Origin of the sequence: Arthrobacter sp. efr-133-TYG-118, from assembly GCF_030209755.1 — a bacterium.
Lineage (GTDB): Bacteria > Actinomycetota > Actinomycetes > Actinomycetales > Micrococcaceae > Arthrobacter.
This window is the reverse complement of record NZ_JARVRH010000027.1, coordinates 20,991-35,524: the sequence shown is the minus strand read 5'-3', so window position 1 is coordinate 35,524 and position 14,534 is coordinate 20,991. Positions and strand designations below refer to the sequence as shown.

General features: G+C 63.3%; 11 protein-coding genes. 9 read left to right on the top strand and 2 right to left on the bottom strand.

The window, feature by feature from the left end:
• The first annotated feature begins 31 nt into the window (after positions 1 to 31).
• The 5 genes from tig to QRN59_RS20040 all read left to right on the top strand — a co-directional run bounded on the left by tig (position 32) and on the right by QRN59_RS20040 (position 5,115).
• Positions 32 to 1,399 carry a trigger factor gene (gene tig / locus QRN59_RS20060; RefSeq protein ID WP_284984213.1) on the top strand — a complete coding sequence of 456 codons (1,368 nt, stop codon included), beginning with the start codon at positions 32 to 34 and terminating at the stop codon, positions 1,397 to 1,399.
• 243 nt (positions 1,400 to 1,642) lie between these two features.
• Positions 1,643 to 2,254, top strand: a complete 612-nt coding sequence (locus tag QRN59_RS20055; protein ID WP_284984339.1) for an ATP-dependent Clp protease proteolytic subunit — start codon at positions 1,643 to 1,645, stop codon at positions 2,252 to 2,254.
• 37 nt (positions 2,255 to 2,291) lie between these two features.
• Entirely contained in the window at positions 2,292 to 2,951 is a 660-nt protein-coding gene (locus QRN59_RS20050; protein WP_028267470.1) for an ATP-dependent Clp protease proteolytic subunit, read from the top strand.
• Between the two features lie 183 nt (positions 2,952 to 3,134).
• Positions 3,135 to 4,421: an ATP-dependent Clp protease ATP-binding subunit ClpX gene (gene clpX, locus QRN59_RS20045; RefSeq protein WP_059389365.1), complete on the top strand. Its 1,287-nt coding sequence runs from the start codon at positions 3,135 to 3,137 to the stop codon at positions 4,419 to 4,421.
• 124 nt (positions 4,422 to 4,545) lie between these two features.
• Positions 4,546 to 5,115, top strand: a complete 570-nt coding sequence (locus QRN59_RS20040; RefSeq protein WP_284984338.1) for a mycothiol-dependent nitroreductase Rv2466c family protein — start codon at positions 4,546 to 4,548, stop codon at positions 5,113 to 5,115.
• 50 nt (positions 5,116 to 5,165) lie between these two features.
• Here the strand turns inward: QRN59_RS20040 and QRN59_RS20035 are convergent, their stop codons facing one another.
• Entirely contained in the window at positions 5,166 to 6,041 is an 876-nt protein-coding gene (locus QRN59_RS20035) for an Fpg/Nei family DNA glycosylase (RefSeq protein WP_284984212.1), read from the bottom strand.
• A 362-nt stretch (positions 6,042 to 6,403) separates the two neighbouring features.
• Positions 6,404 to 9,025 (bottom strand): valine--tRNA ligase, encoded by a 2,622-nt coding sequence (gene valS, locus QRN59_RS20030; protein WP_284984211.1) that lies wholly within the window; start codon positions 9,023 to 9,025, stop codon positions 6,404 to 6,406.
• Between the two features lie 61 nt (positions 9,026 to 9,086).
• On the opposite strand from valS, the gene QRN59_RS20025 reads away from it, so the two are divergent.
• The 4 genes from QRN59_RS20025 to ileS all read left to right on the top strand — a co-directional run bounded on the left by QRN59_RS20025 (position 9,087) and on the right by ileS (position 14,534).
• Positions 9,087 to 9,464 carry a DUF488 domain-containing protein gene (locus QRN59_RS20025; RefSeq protein WP_284984210.1) on the top strand — a complete coding sequence of 126 codons (378 nt, stop codon included), beginning with the start codon at positions 9,087 to 9,089 and terminating at the stop codon, positions 9,462 to 9,464.
• Positions 9,461 to 10,102: a class I SAM-dependent methyltransferase gene (locus QRN59_RS20020; protein ID WP_284984209.1), complete on the top strand. Its 642-nt coding sequence runs from the start codon at positions 9,461 to 9,463 to the stop codon at positions 10,100 to 10,102. Before QRN59_RS20025 ends, QRN59_RS20020 begins: the two co-directional genes overlap by 4 nt.
• Before the next feature lie 9 nt (positions 10,103 to 10,111).
• A complete protein-coding gene (locus QRN59_RS20015; RefSeq protein ID WP_284984208.1) occupies positions 10,112 to 10,870 on the top strand; it encodes an SDR family oxidoreductase in 759 nt (252 codons plus the stop codon).
• Positions 10,871 to 11,201: 331 nt separating this feature from the next.
• Entirely contained in the window at positions 11,202 to 14,534 is a 3,333-nt protein-coding gene (ileS, locus tag QRN59_RS20010) for an isoleucine--tRNA ligase (protein ID WP_284984207.1), read from the top strand.

Here is a 14,534-nt window from a genome sequence, read left to right as displayed (position 1 = left end):
CCCATCCCACAAAACCAGGAGTACTTAGACTGTGAAGAGCGCTGTCGAGAACCTCACCGCCACGCGGGTCAAGCTCAACGTTGAGGTTCCCTTTGAGGAACTGAAGCCGAGCATCGATGCCGCTTACAAGACCGTTGCTTCGCAGATCCAGGTTCCCGGGTTCCGCAAGGGCAAGGTTCCCTCCAAGCTGGTTGACCAGCGCGTTGGCCGCGGCTACGTCCTGGAGACGGCCATCAACGATGGCCTCAACGGCTGGTACCAGGCTGCCGTCCAGGAAGCCGGCCTCCGCCCGCTGAGCCGTCCTGAGGTTGAGATCACCGAGGTTCCGGACCCGTCCTCGACCGATGGTGAGCTGAAGTTCCAGGTTGAGATCGACGTCCGTCCCGAGGTCGAACTGCCCGACTACGCCGGCATCAAGGTCGAGGTTGCCGCAGCCGACTCCTCCGACGCCGACGTCGACAAGGCCCTCGACGAGCTCCGCGGCCGCTTCGGCACGTTGAAGTCCGTTGACCGACCGGCCGCCGATGGTGACTTCCTGACCATCGACATCACCGCCACGATCGACGGCGCCGAGATCGACTCCGCCACCGGCCTGTCCTACCAGGTTGGCGCAGGCACCATGCTTGAGGGCCTCGACGAGGCTGTCACCGGCCTTTCTGCCGAAGAAGAAGCAATTTTCGACACCACGCTGGTTGGCGGCGAGCACGCCGGCGAGGCAGCCCAGGTGAAGGTTGCTGTCAAGACGGTCAAGGAGCGCGAGCTTCCTGAGGCCAACGACGACTTCGCCCAGTTGGCATCCGAGTTCGACACCCTTGCGGAACTGCGCGAAGACCTCGCCAAGCAGGCTGCTGAGTCCAAGGTCGTTGGCCAGGGCGTCGAAGCCCGCGACAAGGTCCTGGACAAGCTCGTCGAGCTCATCGAGGTCCCGGTTCCGGACTCCGTGGTCGAAGAGCAGCTCGAAGCGCACTTCAACGCGGAGAACGCCCACGGTGAAGGCGAGCACGACACCGAGGAACACCGGGCCGAGGTCAAGGCCAACACTGCCCGCGCCTTCCAGAACGAGATCATCCTTGACGCCATTGCCGACAAGGAAGAAGTGAGCGTCAGCCAGAACGAGCTGATCGACTACATCGTCAGCACGGCAAGCCAGTACGGCATGGACCCGAACCAGTTCGCCCAGATCATCGATCAGAGCGGCCAGGTTCCCATGATGGTCTCCGAGGTACGCCGCCGTAAGGCTCTCGCAGTTGTCCTCGGCCAGGCCGAGGTTGTCGACTCCGAAGGCAACAAGGTCGACCTCAGCGACTTCGTGCGCCCCGCCGGCGAAGAGGTCTCCGTCGAGGAAGCCGAAGAAGCGGCTGTTGTTCCAAGCGACGACCCTGCTGCAGTGAAGTTCTAGTTTCAACTCAAGCCGCCCCCGGATCCTTGATCCGGGGGCGGCTTGGTTTAAGCCCGGCCAGCACCGAAAGCGGCACCCTTCCGCAATCGTGCGCCGTCAGCGAACAGCGCGATTTGGGAGAACAAATCGCCGTGGAAAACGGTTAGTGTCCAAGTAGTGAAGATCAGGGATGGCAAGTTCAGCAATGGCCCTGTCACCAGCGAGAGGTAAGTACTTATGTCACAGCACGCAGAGGCCCCCAGGATGGCAACCGTCGATCCAGCGGCCCAGGACAACTACATCTACAACCGCCTGCTGAAAGAGCGCATCATCTGGCTCGGATCCGAAGTCCGTGACGAGAACGCCAACGCGATCTGCTCCCAGCTCCTCCTCCTCTCCGCTGAAGACCCGGAGAAGGACATCTACTTGTACATCAACTCTCCCGGCGGCTCCGTGACCGCCGGCATGGCCATCTACGACACGATGCAGTTCATTCCGAACGACGTCGTGACGGTTGCCACCGGGCTCGCGGCCTCCATGGGCCAGTTCCTCCTTTCCTCGGGCACCAAGGGCAAGCGTTACGCCACCCCCAACGCCCGCATCCTGATGCACCAGCCTTCAGGCGGCATCGGCGGCACGGCGTCGGATATCAAGATCCAAGCGGAGCTGATCCTTCACATGAAGAAGGTCATGGCCGAGCTGACAGCCGACCAGACCGGACAGACCGTGGAGACCATCCTCAAGGACAACGACCGCGACAAGTGGTTCACCGCCCCCGAAGCGCTCGAATACGGCTTCTTCGACAAGATCTCCGCCCACGCAGGCTCTGTGGCCGGCGGTGGCGGAACAGCCAACTCGTCGAATTCCGAGAAGTAACCGGCAGCAAGAAACATTCAGATCAGGAGCAATAAAAATGAACTACAACTTTGGATGGTCTGCCGGTAATCTCCCGTCCAGCCGCTATGTCCTCCCGCAATTCGAGGAGCGCACGCCCTACGGCTTCAAGCGCCAGGACCCGTACACGAAACTCTTCGAGGACCGCATCATCTTCCTCGGTGTGCAGGTTGATGACGCCTCCGCTGACGACATCATGGCCCAGCTGCTGGTGCTCGAGTCCACGGACCCGGACCGCGACATCACGTTGTACATCAACTCCCCGGGCGGCTCGTTCACGGCCATGACGGCGATCTACGACACGATGACGTACATTCGTCCGGAGATCCAGACCGTTTGCCTGGGCCAGGCGGCGAGTGCCGCGGCCGTGCTGCTCGCGGCAGGTACCCCGGGCAAGCGCCTCGCCCTGCCCAACGCCCGGGTCCTGATCCACCAGCCGTCGCTGTCCGGCGGCCAAGGGGGCCAGGCTTCCGACCTCGAGATCCAGGCCGCAGAAGTCATGCGTATGCGCTCATGGCTTGAGGACACGCTGGCCAAGCACTCCGGGCGTACGCCGGAACAGGTCAACAACGATATCGAGCGCGACAAGATTCTCACCGCTGCCGAGGCAATGAACTACGGATTGATCGACCAGGTGCTCGATTCCCGCAAGATCAAGCCCCAGGCGATCGCCAGGTAACTGGCAAAAACTCGACGCCGGTGCGGTTCAGGAAATATGGACCGCATCGGCGTTCTGTTTCAACCCAAGCAGCCCATTGTGTCCTACAGTGGAAGTTGTCATGGTGGCGCCCCCGCTGCGATCTTGCGAAATTGCGGATAGGTACGGGGCTGCACCACCCGCATGAAACGAAGGGATTCCCACATGGCTCGGATTGGCGAGAGCACGGATCTGCTGAAGTGTTCTTTCTGCGGAAAGAGCCAGAAGCAGGTTCGGAAGCTGATTGCCGGGCCCGGCGTGTACATCTGCGACGAGTGCATCGAACTCTGCAACGAGATCATCGAAGAGGAACTCGCCGAGGTATCGGATCTTGGTAGCTTCGAGTTGCCCAAGCCGCGGGAGATCTTCGACTTCCTCCAGGAATACGTCATTGGCCAAGAGCCCGCGAAACGCTCCCTCGCCGTCGCGGTCTACAACCACTACAAGCGCATCCAGGCGGGCCACGCGCCGAAGACCGGCCTCGGTGAAGGCGGACACCACGAAGACGTGGAGATCGCCAAGTCCAATATCCTGCTGATCGGCCCCACCGGATGCGGCAAGACTTACCTGGCGCAAACCCTGGCCCGCCGTCTGAACGTACCCTTCGCCGTCGCAGACGCCACGGCCCTGACTGAGGCCGGATACGTCGGCGAAGACGTCGAAAACATCCTGCTGAAGCTCATCCAGGCCGCCGATTACGACGTCAAGAAGGCCGAACAAGGCATCATCTACATCGACGAGATCGACAAGATTTCGCGCAAGAGCGAGAACCCGTCCATCACGCGCGATGTGTCCGGCGAAGGCGTGCAGCAGGCCCTCCTGAAGATCCTCGAAGGCACCGTGGCCTCGGTTCCGCCGCAGGGCGGACGTAAGCACCCGCACCAGGAATTCATCCAGATCGACACCACCAACGTGCTGTTCATTGTGGCCGGTGCGTTCGCCGGTCTCGAGGACATCATTGGTTCGCGGTCCGGACGCAAAGGCATTGGTTTCGGGGCCCCGCTCAACGAGGTCAAGGACAACGCAGACAGCTACGGCGAGGTGATGCCGGAGGATCTGCTCAAGTTCGGGCTCATTCCTGAATTCATCGGACGCCTGCCGGTGATCACCACCGTGTCCAACCTTGACCGTTCCGCGCTCATCCAGATTCTCTCCAAGCCCAAGAACGCCCTGATCAAGCAGTACCAGAAGATGTTCCAGCTGGACGGCGTCGAGCTTTTGTTCGACGACGACGCCCTTGACTCGATTGCGGACCAAGCCCTTGAACGTGGCACGGGAGCCCGCGGCCTGCGTGCCATCATGGAGGAAGTGCTGCTGCCGGTCATGTTCGACCTGCCCAGCAGGGACGACATCGCCAGCGTGGTCATCACTGCCGACGCCGTGAACAAGAAGGGCCAGCCCACCATGATCGCCCACGAGGTCATTGCGAAGCGTCGGAATAAGTCCGCTTAGCCTGAGGTTGGCATCATTGGCGCCGGACACCGTTTCGTCCGGCCAACGCGCCCCCTTACGCCTATCGAAGGAGTTCCCTGTGCCCGAGCAGACCGCCAACAAGGTCGATTTCTGGTTCGATCCCATGTGCCCTTTTGCCTGGGTGACATCCCGCTGGATCGGTGAAGTGGAAAGCGTTCGCGGCATCGAGACCAACTGGAACGTCATGAGTCTCTCTGTCCTCAACGAAGGCCGCGAGCTGCCTGCCGAATACACCGAGAAAATGAAGCTGGGCTGGGGACCTGTCCGTGTCATCATTGCCGCTCGCGAGCTGCACGGAAACGAGTACATCAAACCGCTGTACGACGCGATGGGTTCCCTCATCCACCACGAAGGCATCAAGGATTTCTCCGAGGTCATCTCCAAGGCCCTGGCTGAAACCGGCCTCCCCGCCGAGCTGGCCCAATACGCCGATTCCGAGGAATACGATGTCCAGTTGCGTGCGAGCCACGAATCGGGGATCTCCCTGGTGGGCCAGGACGTCGGCACCCCGGTGGTCGCCGTCAACGGCACAGCTTTCTTCGGCCCTGTCCTCACCCGTATTCCCCGTGGCGAGGAAGCCGGCCGGATCTGGGATGCCACCGTCACGTTGGCCGGCTACCCGCACTTCTTCGAGCTTAAGCGCAGCCGCACGGAAAGCCCGGAATTCAACTAGCCTGAATCAATAAGCCTGAGCGGTGGCGGTCGTCTGAACCGCTGGTACGGCTATTTCAGGAATCGCGACGTTCTACGGTCCGCGAGGATCTTTCCGTTTGTCTGGCAGCCAGGGCAATACTGCAACGAAGTGTCGGCAAAGGACACCTCGCGGATGGTGGTCCCGCAGACGGGGCAAGGCTGGCCCGCCCTGCCGTGGACCCGCATGGTGTTACGCTTCGCGTCCTTGAGTTCGCTTGAGGCTTTCCCGACGGCGGCGGCGACGGCCGCACCCAGGACACTTTCGATGGACTCATAGAGGACACGGGTGGTGTCCTTGTCGAGCGACTTGGCGATCGCGAACGGTGAAATCCTGGCGGCGTGAAGGATCTCGTCACTGTAGGCGTTGCCGATGCCCGCGATGACACTTTGGCTCCGAAGGAGTCCCTTGATCTGGTGCGCGCTTGAGGAAAGGATTCCGGCCAGGGTTTCCGCCGTGAATGCAGGGCTCAGCGGGTCCGGGCCGAGTGTGGCGATCCCGGGAACGTCCAAGGGATCGCGCACCACGTAGACGGCCAGGCTCTTCTTCGTCCCGGCCTCCGTCAGGTCCACGCCGACGTGGGTCGAGCCGTCGCTCTTGGTGAAGCCGAGCCTCGCGGCAATATTGCTGCCGCCCATGCGCAGCTGGGTGTGCGATGGCTGCTCCGTGTAGCGGAGCCAACCGGCCTTGGCGAGGTGGAAAATGAAATGGATGCCCTCGGCGTCGAGACTGACGAACTTTCCGAAGCGTTCCACCCCGATGATTTTGCGACCCTCCAGGGCTGAGTAAGGCGGATCGGCTGTCTTCAGCACAGCAAAAGAAGTGATCTGGATCTTCGTCAGTTCGGCACCGAGAAGATTCCTGCGCAGGAAGGCAGTCAGCCCGGCCACTTCGGGAAGTTCTGGCATAGCAACACTGTGCCACAAAGCGCCCAGCCCCAGAACCCCGGGGGCCCGCCACCAGACATCCGAATTACATGCCAGTAGTTCCCGAAGAGGGCTTGTGCTGGCCGGGGAGCGGGTCAAGAATAGAACTTACCCACTTCGAAAGAAGAGGGACACGGAAACCAGAGATTCAGTGATATGCATCTGACGCAGCCTTCGGCAAAGTTGGATGCAAGCTACCAGTGACGAGGTAGGAAGACCTGAAAGTCCGAGGATTCCGCCAGACTGCCAAGACGTCACCAAGCAGCCGAAAAGTCGAAGCCCCACCAACGGCTAAACGCTGATGGGGCTTCCCCTTTGCCCGGAAACTCCCGGGCTCGTCCAAACTACGCCTGGGCGGGCTCCTCGGCTGGTGCCAGGACCACGTCCCTCACTGTGAGCTCGCCGTCGCCGGCTACCAGTGAGATCTCCTGTGCGTTGGCTGCGGCCTTCAGGTCTCCCAGTCCGGCTTCCAGCTGTGCAACAAACGACTCGGTAGCGGTGATGGTGGCGGAGAGGACTTCGGTGCGCTGCTTGACCTTCGCCTCGGACTTGGCCTTGCGGATGCCGCTTAGCGCGATGCCGACGGTGCCGAGCATGGTGGTGTCGCCGTCGACGATTTCCACGGCTGCCGGCCACGCTGCGCGGTGAACCGAACCCGTGCGCCACCAGCTCCAGACCTCTTCGGTGGCGAAGGGCAGGAACGGCGCGAACAGCCGCAACAGCGAGTCCAGCGTGGTGGCAAGGGCTGCAAGCACGGATGCCTGCTCGGTCTCGCCGGCCGCACCGTAGGCGCGGTCCTTGATGAGTTCCACGTAGTCGTCCGTGAACTGCCAGAAGAACGATTCCGTGATCTGCAGCGCGCGTGCGTAGTCATAGTTGTCGAATGCCTTGGTGGATTGCGCCACGACGTCGGCCAGCTGGGCGAGCAATGCCCGGTCCAAGGGATTGCTCAGGACGGACAGGTCGGCGCCGACAACCGAGTTCTCCGTAGCCCCCAGGTTCAATACGAACTTGGAGGCGTTGAGAAGCTTGATGGCCAGGCGGCGGCCGATCTTCATCTGGGCGATCTCGTAGGCAGTGTCCGCGCCGAGCTTGGCCGAGGCGGCCCAGTAACGGACGGCGTCGGAGCCGAACTCGTTCAGGACGTCGGTGGGAACAACCACGTTGCCCTTGGACTTGGACATCTTCTTGCGGTCCGGGTCCAGGATCCAGCCCGAGATGGCGGCGTGCTTCCACGGCGCACTGTTCTGCAGGGCATCTGCCCGGACAGCCGAGGAGAAGAGCCAGGTGCGGATGATGTCGTGTCCCTGTGGGCGGAGGTCGAAGGGGTAAACCTTGCCGAACAGTTCCTCGTCGCGGCTCCAGCCGCCCACGATCTGCGGAGTCAGCGACGACGTGGCCCAGGTGTCCAGGACGTCGGAGTCTCCGATGAAGCCGTTGGGCTGCTCGCGCTGGGACTCGTCGAAGCCGGGGGCCGCGTCGGCCGCAGGGTCTACGGGCAGGGACTCGTCGGACGGAAGGACGGGGTTTGCGTAGTCCGGGTTGCCCTGGGCATCCAGCGGGTACCAGACGGGGATCGGCACGCCGAAGAAGCGCTGGCGCGAAACGAGCCAGTCACCGTTCAGCCCGGAGATCCAGTTCTCGTAGCGGGAGCGCATGAAGGACGGGTGGAACTCGATCTCGTGTCCACGCGCGATCAACCGTTCGCGGCGGTCCTCGTCCCGCCCGCCGTTGCGGATGTACCACTGGCGCGAGGTGACAACTTCAAGGGGCTTGTCGCCCTTCTCGAAGAAGTTCACGGGGTGCGTGATCTTCTTGGGCTCGCCATCCAGCAGATCGGCGGCAATGAGAAGCTCAACCACCGCCTCCTTGGCCGAGAACGCCGTCTTGCCGGCGATTGCCGCGTAGGCTTCCTTGCCGGCGTCGGTGGTGATCCACTCAGGAGTCTCGGCGATGATGCGGCCGTCGCGGCCCATGATGGCGCGTGTGGGCAACTGCAGCTCGCGCCACCAGGTGACGTCGGTCAGGTCGCCGAAGGTACAGACCATGGCGATGCCCGAGCCTTTGTCCGCCTTGGCGAGCGGGTGGGCTTTGACCTCGAGCTCGACGTCGAACAGGGGGGATGTGACGGTCTTGCCGAACAGCGGCTGGTAGCGCTCGTCGTCGGGGTTTGCCACCAATGCGGCGCACGCGGCGAGCAGTTCCGGGCGCGTGGTCTCGATGTAGATCTTCTCGCCGTCAGCGGTGAAGAAGGGGTAGCGGTAGTACGCGCCGGCAACCTCGCGGTCCTCCAGCTCGGCTTGCGCGACGGCGGTACGGAACGTCACGTCCCACAGGGTGGGGGCCTCGGCCATGTAGGCGTCCCCGGCGTTCAGGTTGGCGAGGAAGGCGCGCTGGGACACTGCCCGGGAGGTGTCGTCGATGGTCCGGTACGTCAGGTCCCAGTCAACGGACAGGCCGAGGGTCTGGAACAGGTTCTCGAAGACCTTCTCGTCCTCGACGGCGAGTTCTTCGCAGAGTTCGATGAAGTTCTGGCGCGAGACGACGTCGAAGTCGCGCTGGTTCTTCGCCGGCTGTGCCGGCGGGCGGTAGTCGGCGTTGTAGGGAATGGCGGGATCGCAGCGGACGCCGTAATAGTTCTGCACGCGGCGCTCGGTGGGAAGTCCGTTGTCGTCCCAGCCCATCGGGTAGAAGACGTTCTTGCCGGTCATGCGCATGTAGCGGGCCTGGACATCCGTCTGCGTGAACGAGAACATGTGGCCCACGTGGAGCGAACCGGACGCGGTGGGCGGGGGAGTGTCGATCGAGTAGACCTGCTCCCGGGTGGTGTCCGGGTTGAACTTGTAGGTTCCTTCGTCCAGCCAGCGCTGTGTCAGGGCAGCCTCAAGGCCTTCAAGGGCCGGCTTGTCGGGAACGTTGATGGGGGCGGTGGCGGGCGTGTCTGTACCCTGCGTTGATTCAGCCATGCGCCAATTGTTTCATCAAACTGCAGTGCCAGTGGCACCAAGGTGCAGTAGCATGCGGCCCATGACGGAACTCAGGGACGTTTTGGCTATTAAGCGCATCTATGACGAAGCAGCCGACGACGACGGCTGCCGGGTTCTGGTCGACCGGCTCTGGCCGCGAGGGGTATCCAAAGAACGGGCCCGTTTGGATCTCTGGCTCAAGGAGATCGCGCCCTCGCCGCCGCTGCGGACGGAGTTTGCCCATATGCAGGAGCGATTCGAGTACTTCCGCCGCTCGTACGAAGCCGAACTGGAACAGAATCCGGCCGTGGAGCAGTTGCTGGAGCTGGCAGCCGGGAAGAAGCGTGTGACGCTGCTCTTCGGCGCCAGGGATCCTGAAGTCAATCACGCCCGCGTGCTGCTGGAGTTCCTGCTGGGTGCCGGGGCGGTAGGCAAATGACGACGCCGCAGCACCCCCGCTTTGCCCGGGCTTACGCCCGGGCCGTTCCGGCGATAAACGTCCGCGGCGGAGCCGAGCACCGGCGCAGCTTGCTGGCCGGCCTGCAGGGCCGTGTCATCGAGGTCGGCGCCGGCGAGGGCTCGTCGTTCGGCCTGTACCCGACCACGGTGGAAAGTGTCCTCGCGGTTGAACCTGATGACTACCTCAGGGGGCTTGCCGGAGCTAAGGCACGATTTGCTCCCGTACCGGTCACGGTAGTTTCGGCAACCGCTGAAAACATTCCAGCGGCCGACGGCGAGGCGGACGCCGTCGTGGTCAGTCTTGTCCTCTGCAGCGTCGCCGACCAGGCGGCGGCCTTGGCGGAAATCCGCCGCGTGCTTCGGCCCGGCGGAACCCTGGCATTCTACGAGCACGTGCGCTCGGACAACGGGGTTCTCGCAGCCGTCGAAGATCTGCTCACTCCGGCTTGGGAGCGCGTGGCCGGAGGCTGCCATCCCAACCGCAACACCCTGGAGGCGATCCGTACCGCCGGCTTCGAAGTGCTGCATAATGAGCGGTTCGGCTTCTCTGCCAGCCCGTTGTCCCCGCCGATCGCCCACATCCTTGGCCGGGCGATTTCTCCCGGCGAACCACGTTAGGGTGGTGCCATGACTGAGGAAGTACAGAAGAAGACCGCAGTAGTGACGGGCGCCAGCACGGGAATCGGCGAAGCCACAGTACGGGCCCTCGCCGCCGATGGATGGAAGGTATTCGCCGTCGCCCGCCGTGCGGAACGGCTCGAGGCGCTCGGCGCCGAGAGCGGCGCTGTGCCGTTCGCCGCGGATATCACCAACGACGACGACGTGGCGGCCTTGCTCTCCGCCGTCACCGAGGCAGGGGGAGCGGACACGCTCATCAACATTGCCGGCGGCGCGCGTGGCGCGGACACCCTGGCCAATGCGCAGACCGAAGACTGGGACTGGATGTACCAAGTCAACGTGCTCGGCACCCTGAAGCTGACCCGGGCCTTCCTCCCGATGCTGCGGGCCAACGGCGAGGGCACAGTCCTGAACCTGACGTCGACCGCGGGATTCACGGCCTACGAGGGCGGCGGCGGGTACAACGCGGCCAAGTTCGCCCAGCACGCCATGACCGGCGCCCTGCGCCTGGAGGAAGCCGAGAACAACATCCGCGTCATCGAGGTGGCACCGGGCCTCGTCCAGACGGAGGAATTCGCGCTCAACCGCCTCGGCGATGCCACCGCTGCAGCCAAAGTGTACGCCGGCGTCGAGAAGCCGCTCACGGCGGAGGACGTCGCCGACGTCGTCAAGTACGCGGTCTCAGTGCCGCACCACATCAACCTGGACGAGATCATCGTCCGCCCGGTGGCGCAGGCCGCTACCCACAAGTTGATCCGCAAGGGCTAGTTTCCCGGCGTCGCGCGCCCCATGCCCTCAAGTGGAGCTCGCGGCGCCGCTGCCGCTAGACTTGTGGCACAAGCTTTGACCCGGACATCACCGGTGAGCTTCCGGAAGAACGCCCCCGCCACCACGGGGGTCAGTAGAACCGGACGGGTAAGCCCGTCACAGCAGCAATGAGCGGCCGACGCCGGAACAGCTCCCCTTCACGAGGAGCAGGACCCGCGACGGTAAGTGAGGTGGTACCGCGGTACCGGCGCTGTTGGAAACAACGCAGCTGGCGCCGTCCTCGCATCCTGAATGAAACTTTGTGTTCACCGGCTCAACCCAGGATGAAGAGATGACGTATTACCCCAAGGCCTCCGCGGCACTTTCAGGCACAGTTCCGTCCGGCGCTTCCACAGGGGTGCCCGCCTCCGTGAAGTTCCCGGAGATCGAAGAGCGCATCCTCAAGTACTGGGATGAAGACGGCACCTTCCAAGCCAGCATCGACAACCGCAGCGCTGATCTGCCCGGTGGGCACCCTGGCAGCAACGAGTTCGTCTTCTACGACGGTCCTCCTTTCGCCAACGGACTGCCGCACTACGGCCACCTCCTGACCGGCTACGCCAAGGACCTCGTAGGCCGCTACCAGACCCAGCGCGGCAAGCGCGTCGAACGGCGATTCGGCTGGGATACCCACGGCCTGCCCGCCGAACTCGAAGCCATGAAGCAACTGGGCATGACGGACAAGACCCAGATCGAAGCCATGGGCATCGACAAGTTCAACGACGCCTGCCGTGCCTCCGTCATGAAGTACGCGGACGAATGGAAGAGCTACGTCACGCGCCAGGCACGCTGGGTGGACTTCGACAACGACTACAAGACCCTCAACGTCGAGTACATGGAGTCTGTCCTGTGGGCGTTCAAGCAGCTCCACGAGAAGGGCCTCACTTACAACGGGTACCGCGTCCTGCCGTACTGCTGGAAGGACGAGACTCCGCTGTCCAACCATGAGCTGCGCATGGACGACGACGTCTACAAGAACCGCCAGGACCAGACCGTCACCGTGACCTTCCCCATCAGGGCAGGGGAGTCGGAACTCTCCACGTCCCTTGAGGGTGTGCAGGCGCTCGCGTGGACCACGACCCCCTGGACACTGCCCACCAACCTGGCGCTCGCCGTCGGGCCTGACATCTCTTACGCAGTGGTTCCGGCTGGTCCGAACGGCATCAAGGCCGCTTCCGTGGAGGCTCCGGTGACGGGCAGCTTCCTGCTGGCCGCCGATCTGCTCGGCACCTACGCCAAGGATCTCGGGTACGGTGACGCAGCTGCCGCCAGCGCCGCTGTCACGGCCAGCTACACCGGCACCGAGTTGGCCGGCCTGGAGTACGAGCCGCTTTGGGACTACTTCTCCGACACCGAGAAGTACGGCACCCAGAACGGCTGGCGTTTCCTCGTGGCGGACTATGTCACCACCACCGACGGCACGGGCATCGTCCACCAAGCGCCGGCCTACGGCGAAGACGACCAGAAAATCTGTGAGGACGCAGGTATCCCCGTGGTCCTTTCCGTCGACGAAGGCGCCAAATTCCTCCACCTGTTCGCGCACGGACCCCTCGCCGAAATCTCCGGATTGCAGGTGTTCGACGCCAACAAGCCGATCACGCAGGCACTGCGTTCCGGCGGTCGTTTGGTCCGCCAGGCCAGCTACGAGCACAGCTACCCGCACTGCTGGCGCTGCCGCAACCCCCTGATCTACCGTGCCGTGTCTTCCTGGTATGTGGAGGTCACCAAGTTCAAGGACCGGATGTCCGAACTGAACCAGGAGATCAACTGGATCCCGGGCAACGTCAAGGACGGACAGTTCGGCAAGTGGCTGGCCAACGCCCGAGACTGGTCCATCAGCCGCAACCGTTACTGGGGCTCGCCCATCCCGGTATGGCTGTCCGATGACCCCGAGTACCCGCGCACGGACGTTTATGGCTCGCTCGCCGAGATGGAGGCCGATTTCGGCCGTCTTCCGATGAACAACGACGGCCAGGTCGACCTGCACCGCCCGTTCATCGACGAACTCACCCGGCCCAACCCGGACGACCCGCGCTCTCCTGAAGAGGGCCAGTCAACCATGCGCCGAGTCGAGGACGTCCTGGACGTCTGGTTCGACTCGGGCTCCATGCCCTACGGCCAGGTGCACTATCCGTTCCAGAACGAGGAATGGTTCGACACCCACAACCCGGCCGACTTCATCGTCGAGTACATCGGGCAGACCCGCGGCTGGTTCTACATGCTGCACATCCTGTCCACAGCACTCTTCGACCGGCCGGCCTTCCGCAACGTGATCAGCCATGGCATCGTCCTGGGTTCCGACGGGCAGAAGATGTCCAAGAGCCTGCGCAACTACCCGGACGTCTCCGAGGTCCTGGACCGCGACGGCTCCGACGCCATGCGTTGGTTCCTGATGTCCAGCCCCATCCTGCGTGGCGGCAACCTCGTGGTCACCGAACAGGGAATCCGCGACGGCGTCCGCCAAGTCATCCTGCCGTTGTGGAACGTGTACAGCTTCTTCACCCTGTACACGAACGCCTCCAATGGCGGCGCCGGCTATGACGCCAAACTGCGCTACGACGGCTACACGGACACCCTGGACCAATACTTGCTGGCAAACACCGGCGACCTCGTCCGCAACATCACCTCGAGCTTGGACGAATACGACATTTCCGGAGCCTGCGATGAACTGCGCAGCTACCTGGACATGCTCACCAACTGGTACGTCCGCCGCAGCCGTCAGCGGTTCTTCGACGAGAACACCGACGCCTTCGATGCCCTCCACACGGCCCTCGAAGCCGTCTGCCGTGTCTCGGCGTCGCTGCTTCCCTTGGTTTCCGAGGAGATCTGGCGAGGCCTGACCGGCGGGCGCTCCGTGCACCTGGCTGACTGGCCCGAGGCCTCGCTGTTCCCGGCAAACCCGGGACTTGTCGAAGCCATGGACCGGGTCCAGCAGATCTGCTCCACCGGTTCCAGCCTGCGCAAGGCCGCCAACCTTCGCGTTCGCCTACCGCTGCAGGAGCTCACGGTAGTGGCACCCGGTGCGGACGCGCTGGAAGGCTTCGCCGCCGTCGTCGCGGATGAACTGAACCTGCGTTCCGTCCGGCTCCTGGACGCCGCTACAGCGTCGCCGGAGGAATTCGGCATCGAGCAGAAACTCGTGGTCAATGCCCGCGCGGCAGGTCCGCGACTGGGCAAGAACGTCCAGCAGGCCATCAAGGGTTCCAAGTCCGGCGACTGGTCTGTTTCCGACGGTGGACTCGTCACCGCAGGCGGCCTTGAGCTGGAACCCCAGGAGTACACGCTGGAAACGGTCGTCGCGGAATCTGCTGACGGTTCGTCCGCGGCCGTCGCCGTCCTTCCGGGCGGTGGTTTCGTTGTCCTGAACACCGAAGTCACTCCGGAACTGGCTGCCGAAGGCCTGGCGCGCGACATGGTCCGTGCCATCCAGCAGGCCCGCAAGGACGCAGGACTCAACGTCAGCGACCGCATCCACACCACGGTCCTGGCTGTCCACGACGTTGTTGACGCCTTGCGAGCCAATGAAGAGCTGGTCAAGACCGAAACCCTGTCCCTCAAGCTCGACCCAGTCGTCTCCGGCGACGCCGCCGAGCCGCAGATCACCGTTACCAAGATCGAGGCCTAG

Excerpts from the sequence above, each read along its gene's own strand:
- QRN59_RS20020 (WP_284984209.1), top strand. The coding sequence starts at position 9,461 with ATGACGACGCCGCAGCACCCCCGCTTTGCCCGGGCTTACGCCCGGGCC.
- QRN59_RS20035 (WP_284984212.1), bottom strand. The coding sequence starts at position 6,041 with ATGCCAGAACTTCCCGAAGTGGCCGGGCTGACTGCCTTCCTGCGCAGG.
- QRN59_RS20055 (WP_284984339.1), top strand. The coding sequence starts at position 1,643 with ATGGCAACCGTCGATCCAGCGGCCCAGGACAACTACATCTACAACCGC.
- QRN59_RS20025 (WP_284984210.1), top strand. The coding sequence starts at position 9,087 with ATGACGGAACTCAGGGACGTTTTGGCTATTAAGCGCATCTATGACGAA.
- QRN59_RS20040 (WP_284984338.1), top strand. The coding sequence starts at position 4,546 with ATGTGCCCTTTTGCCTGGGTGACATCCCGCTGGATCGGTGAAGTGGAA.
- ileS (WP_284984207.1), top strand. The coding sequence starts at position 11,202 with ATGACGTATTACCCCAAGGCCTCCGCGGCACTTTCAGGCACAGTTCCG.
- clpX (WP_059389365.1), top strand. The coding sequence starts at position 3,135 with ATGGCTCGGATTGGCGAGAGCACGGATCTGCTGAAGTGTTCTTTCTGC.
- QRN59_RS20015 (WP_284984208.1), top strand. The coding sequence starts at position 10,112 with ATGACTGAGGAAGTACAGAAGAAGACCGCAGTAGTGACGGGCGCCAGC.
- QRN59_RS20050 (WP_028267470.1), top strand. The coding sequence starts at position 2,292 with ATGAACTACAACTTTGGATGGTCTGCCGGTAATCTCCCGTCCAGCCGC.
- valS (WP_284984211.1), bottom strand. The coding sequence starts at position 9,025 with ATGGCTGAATCAACGCAGGGTACAGACACGCCCGCCACCGCCCCCATC.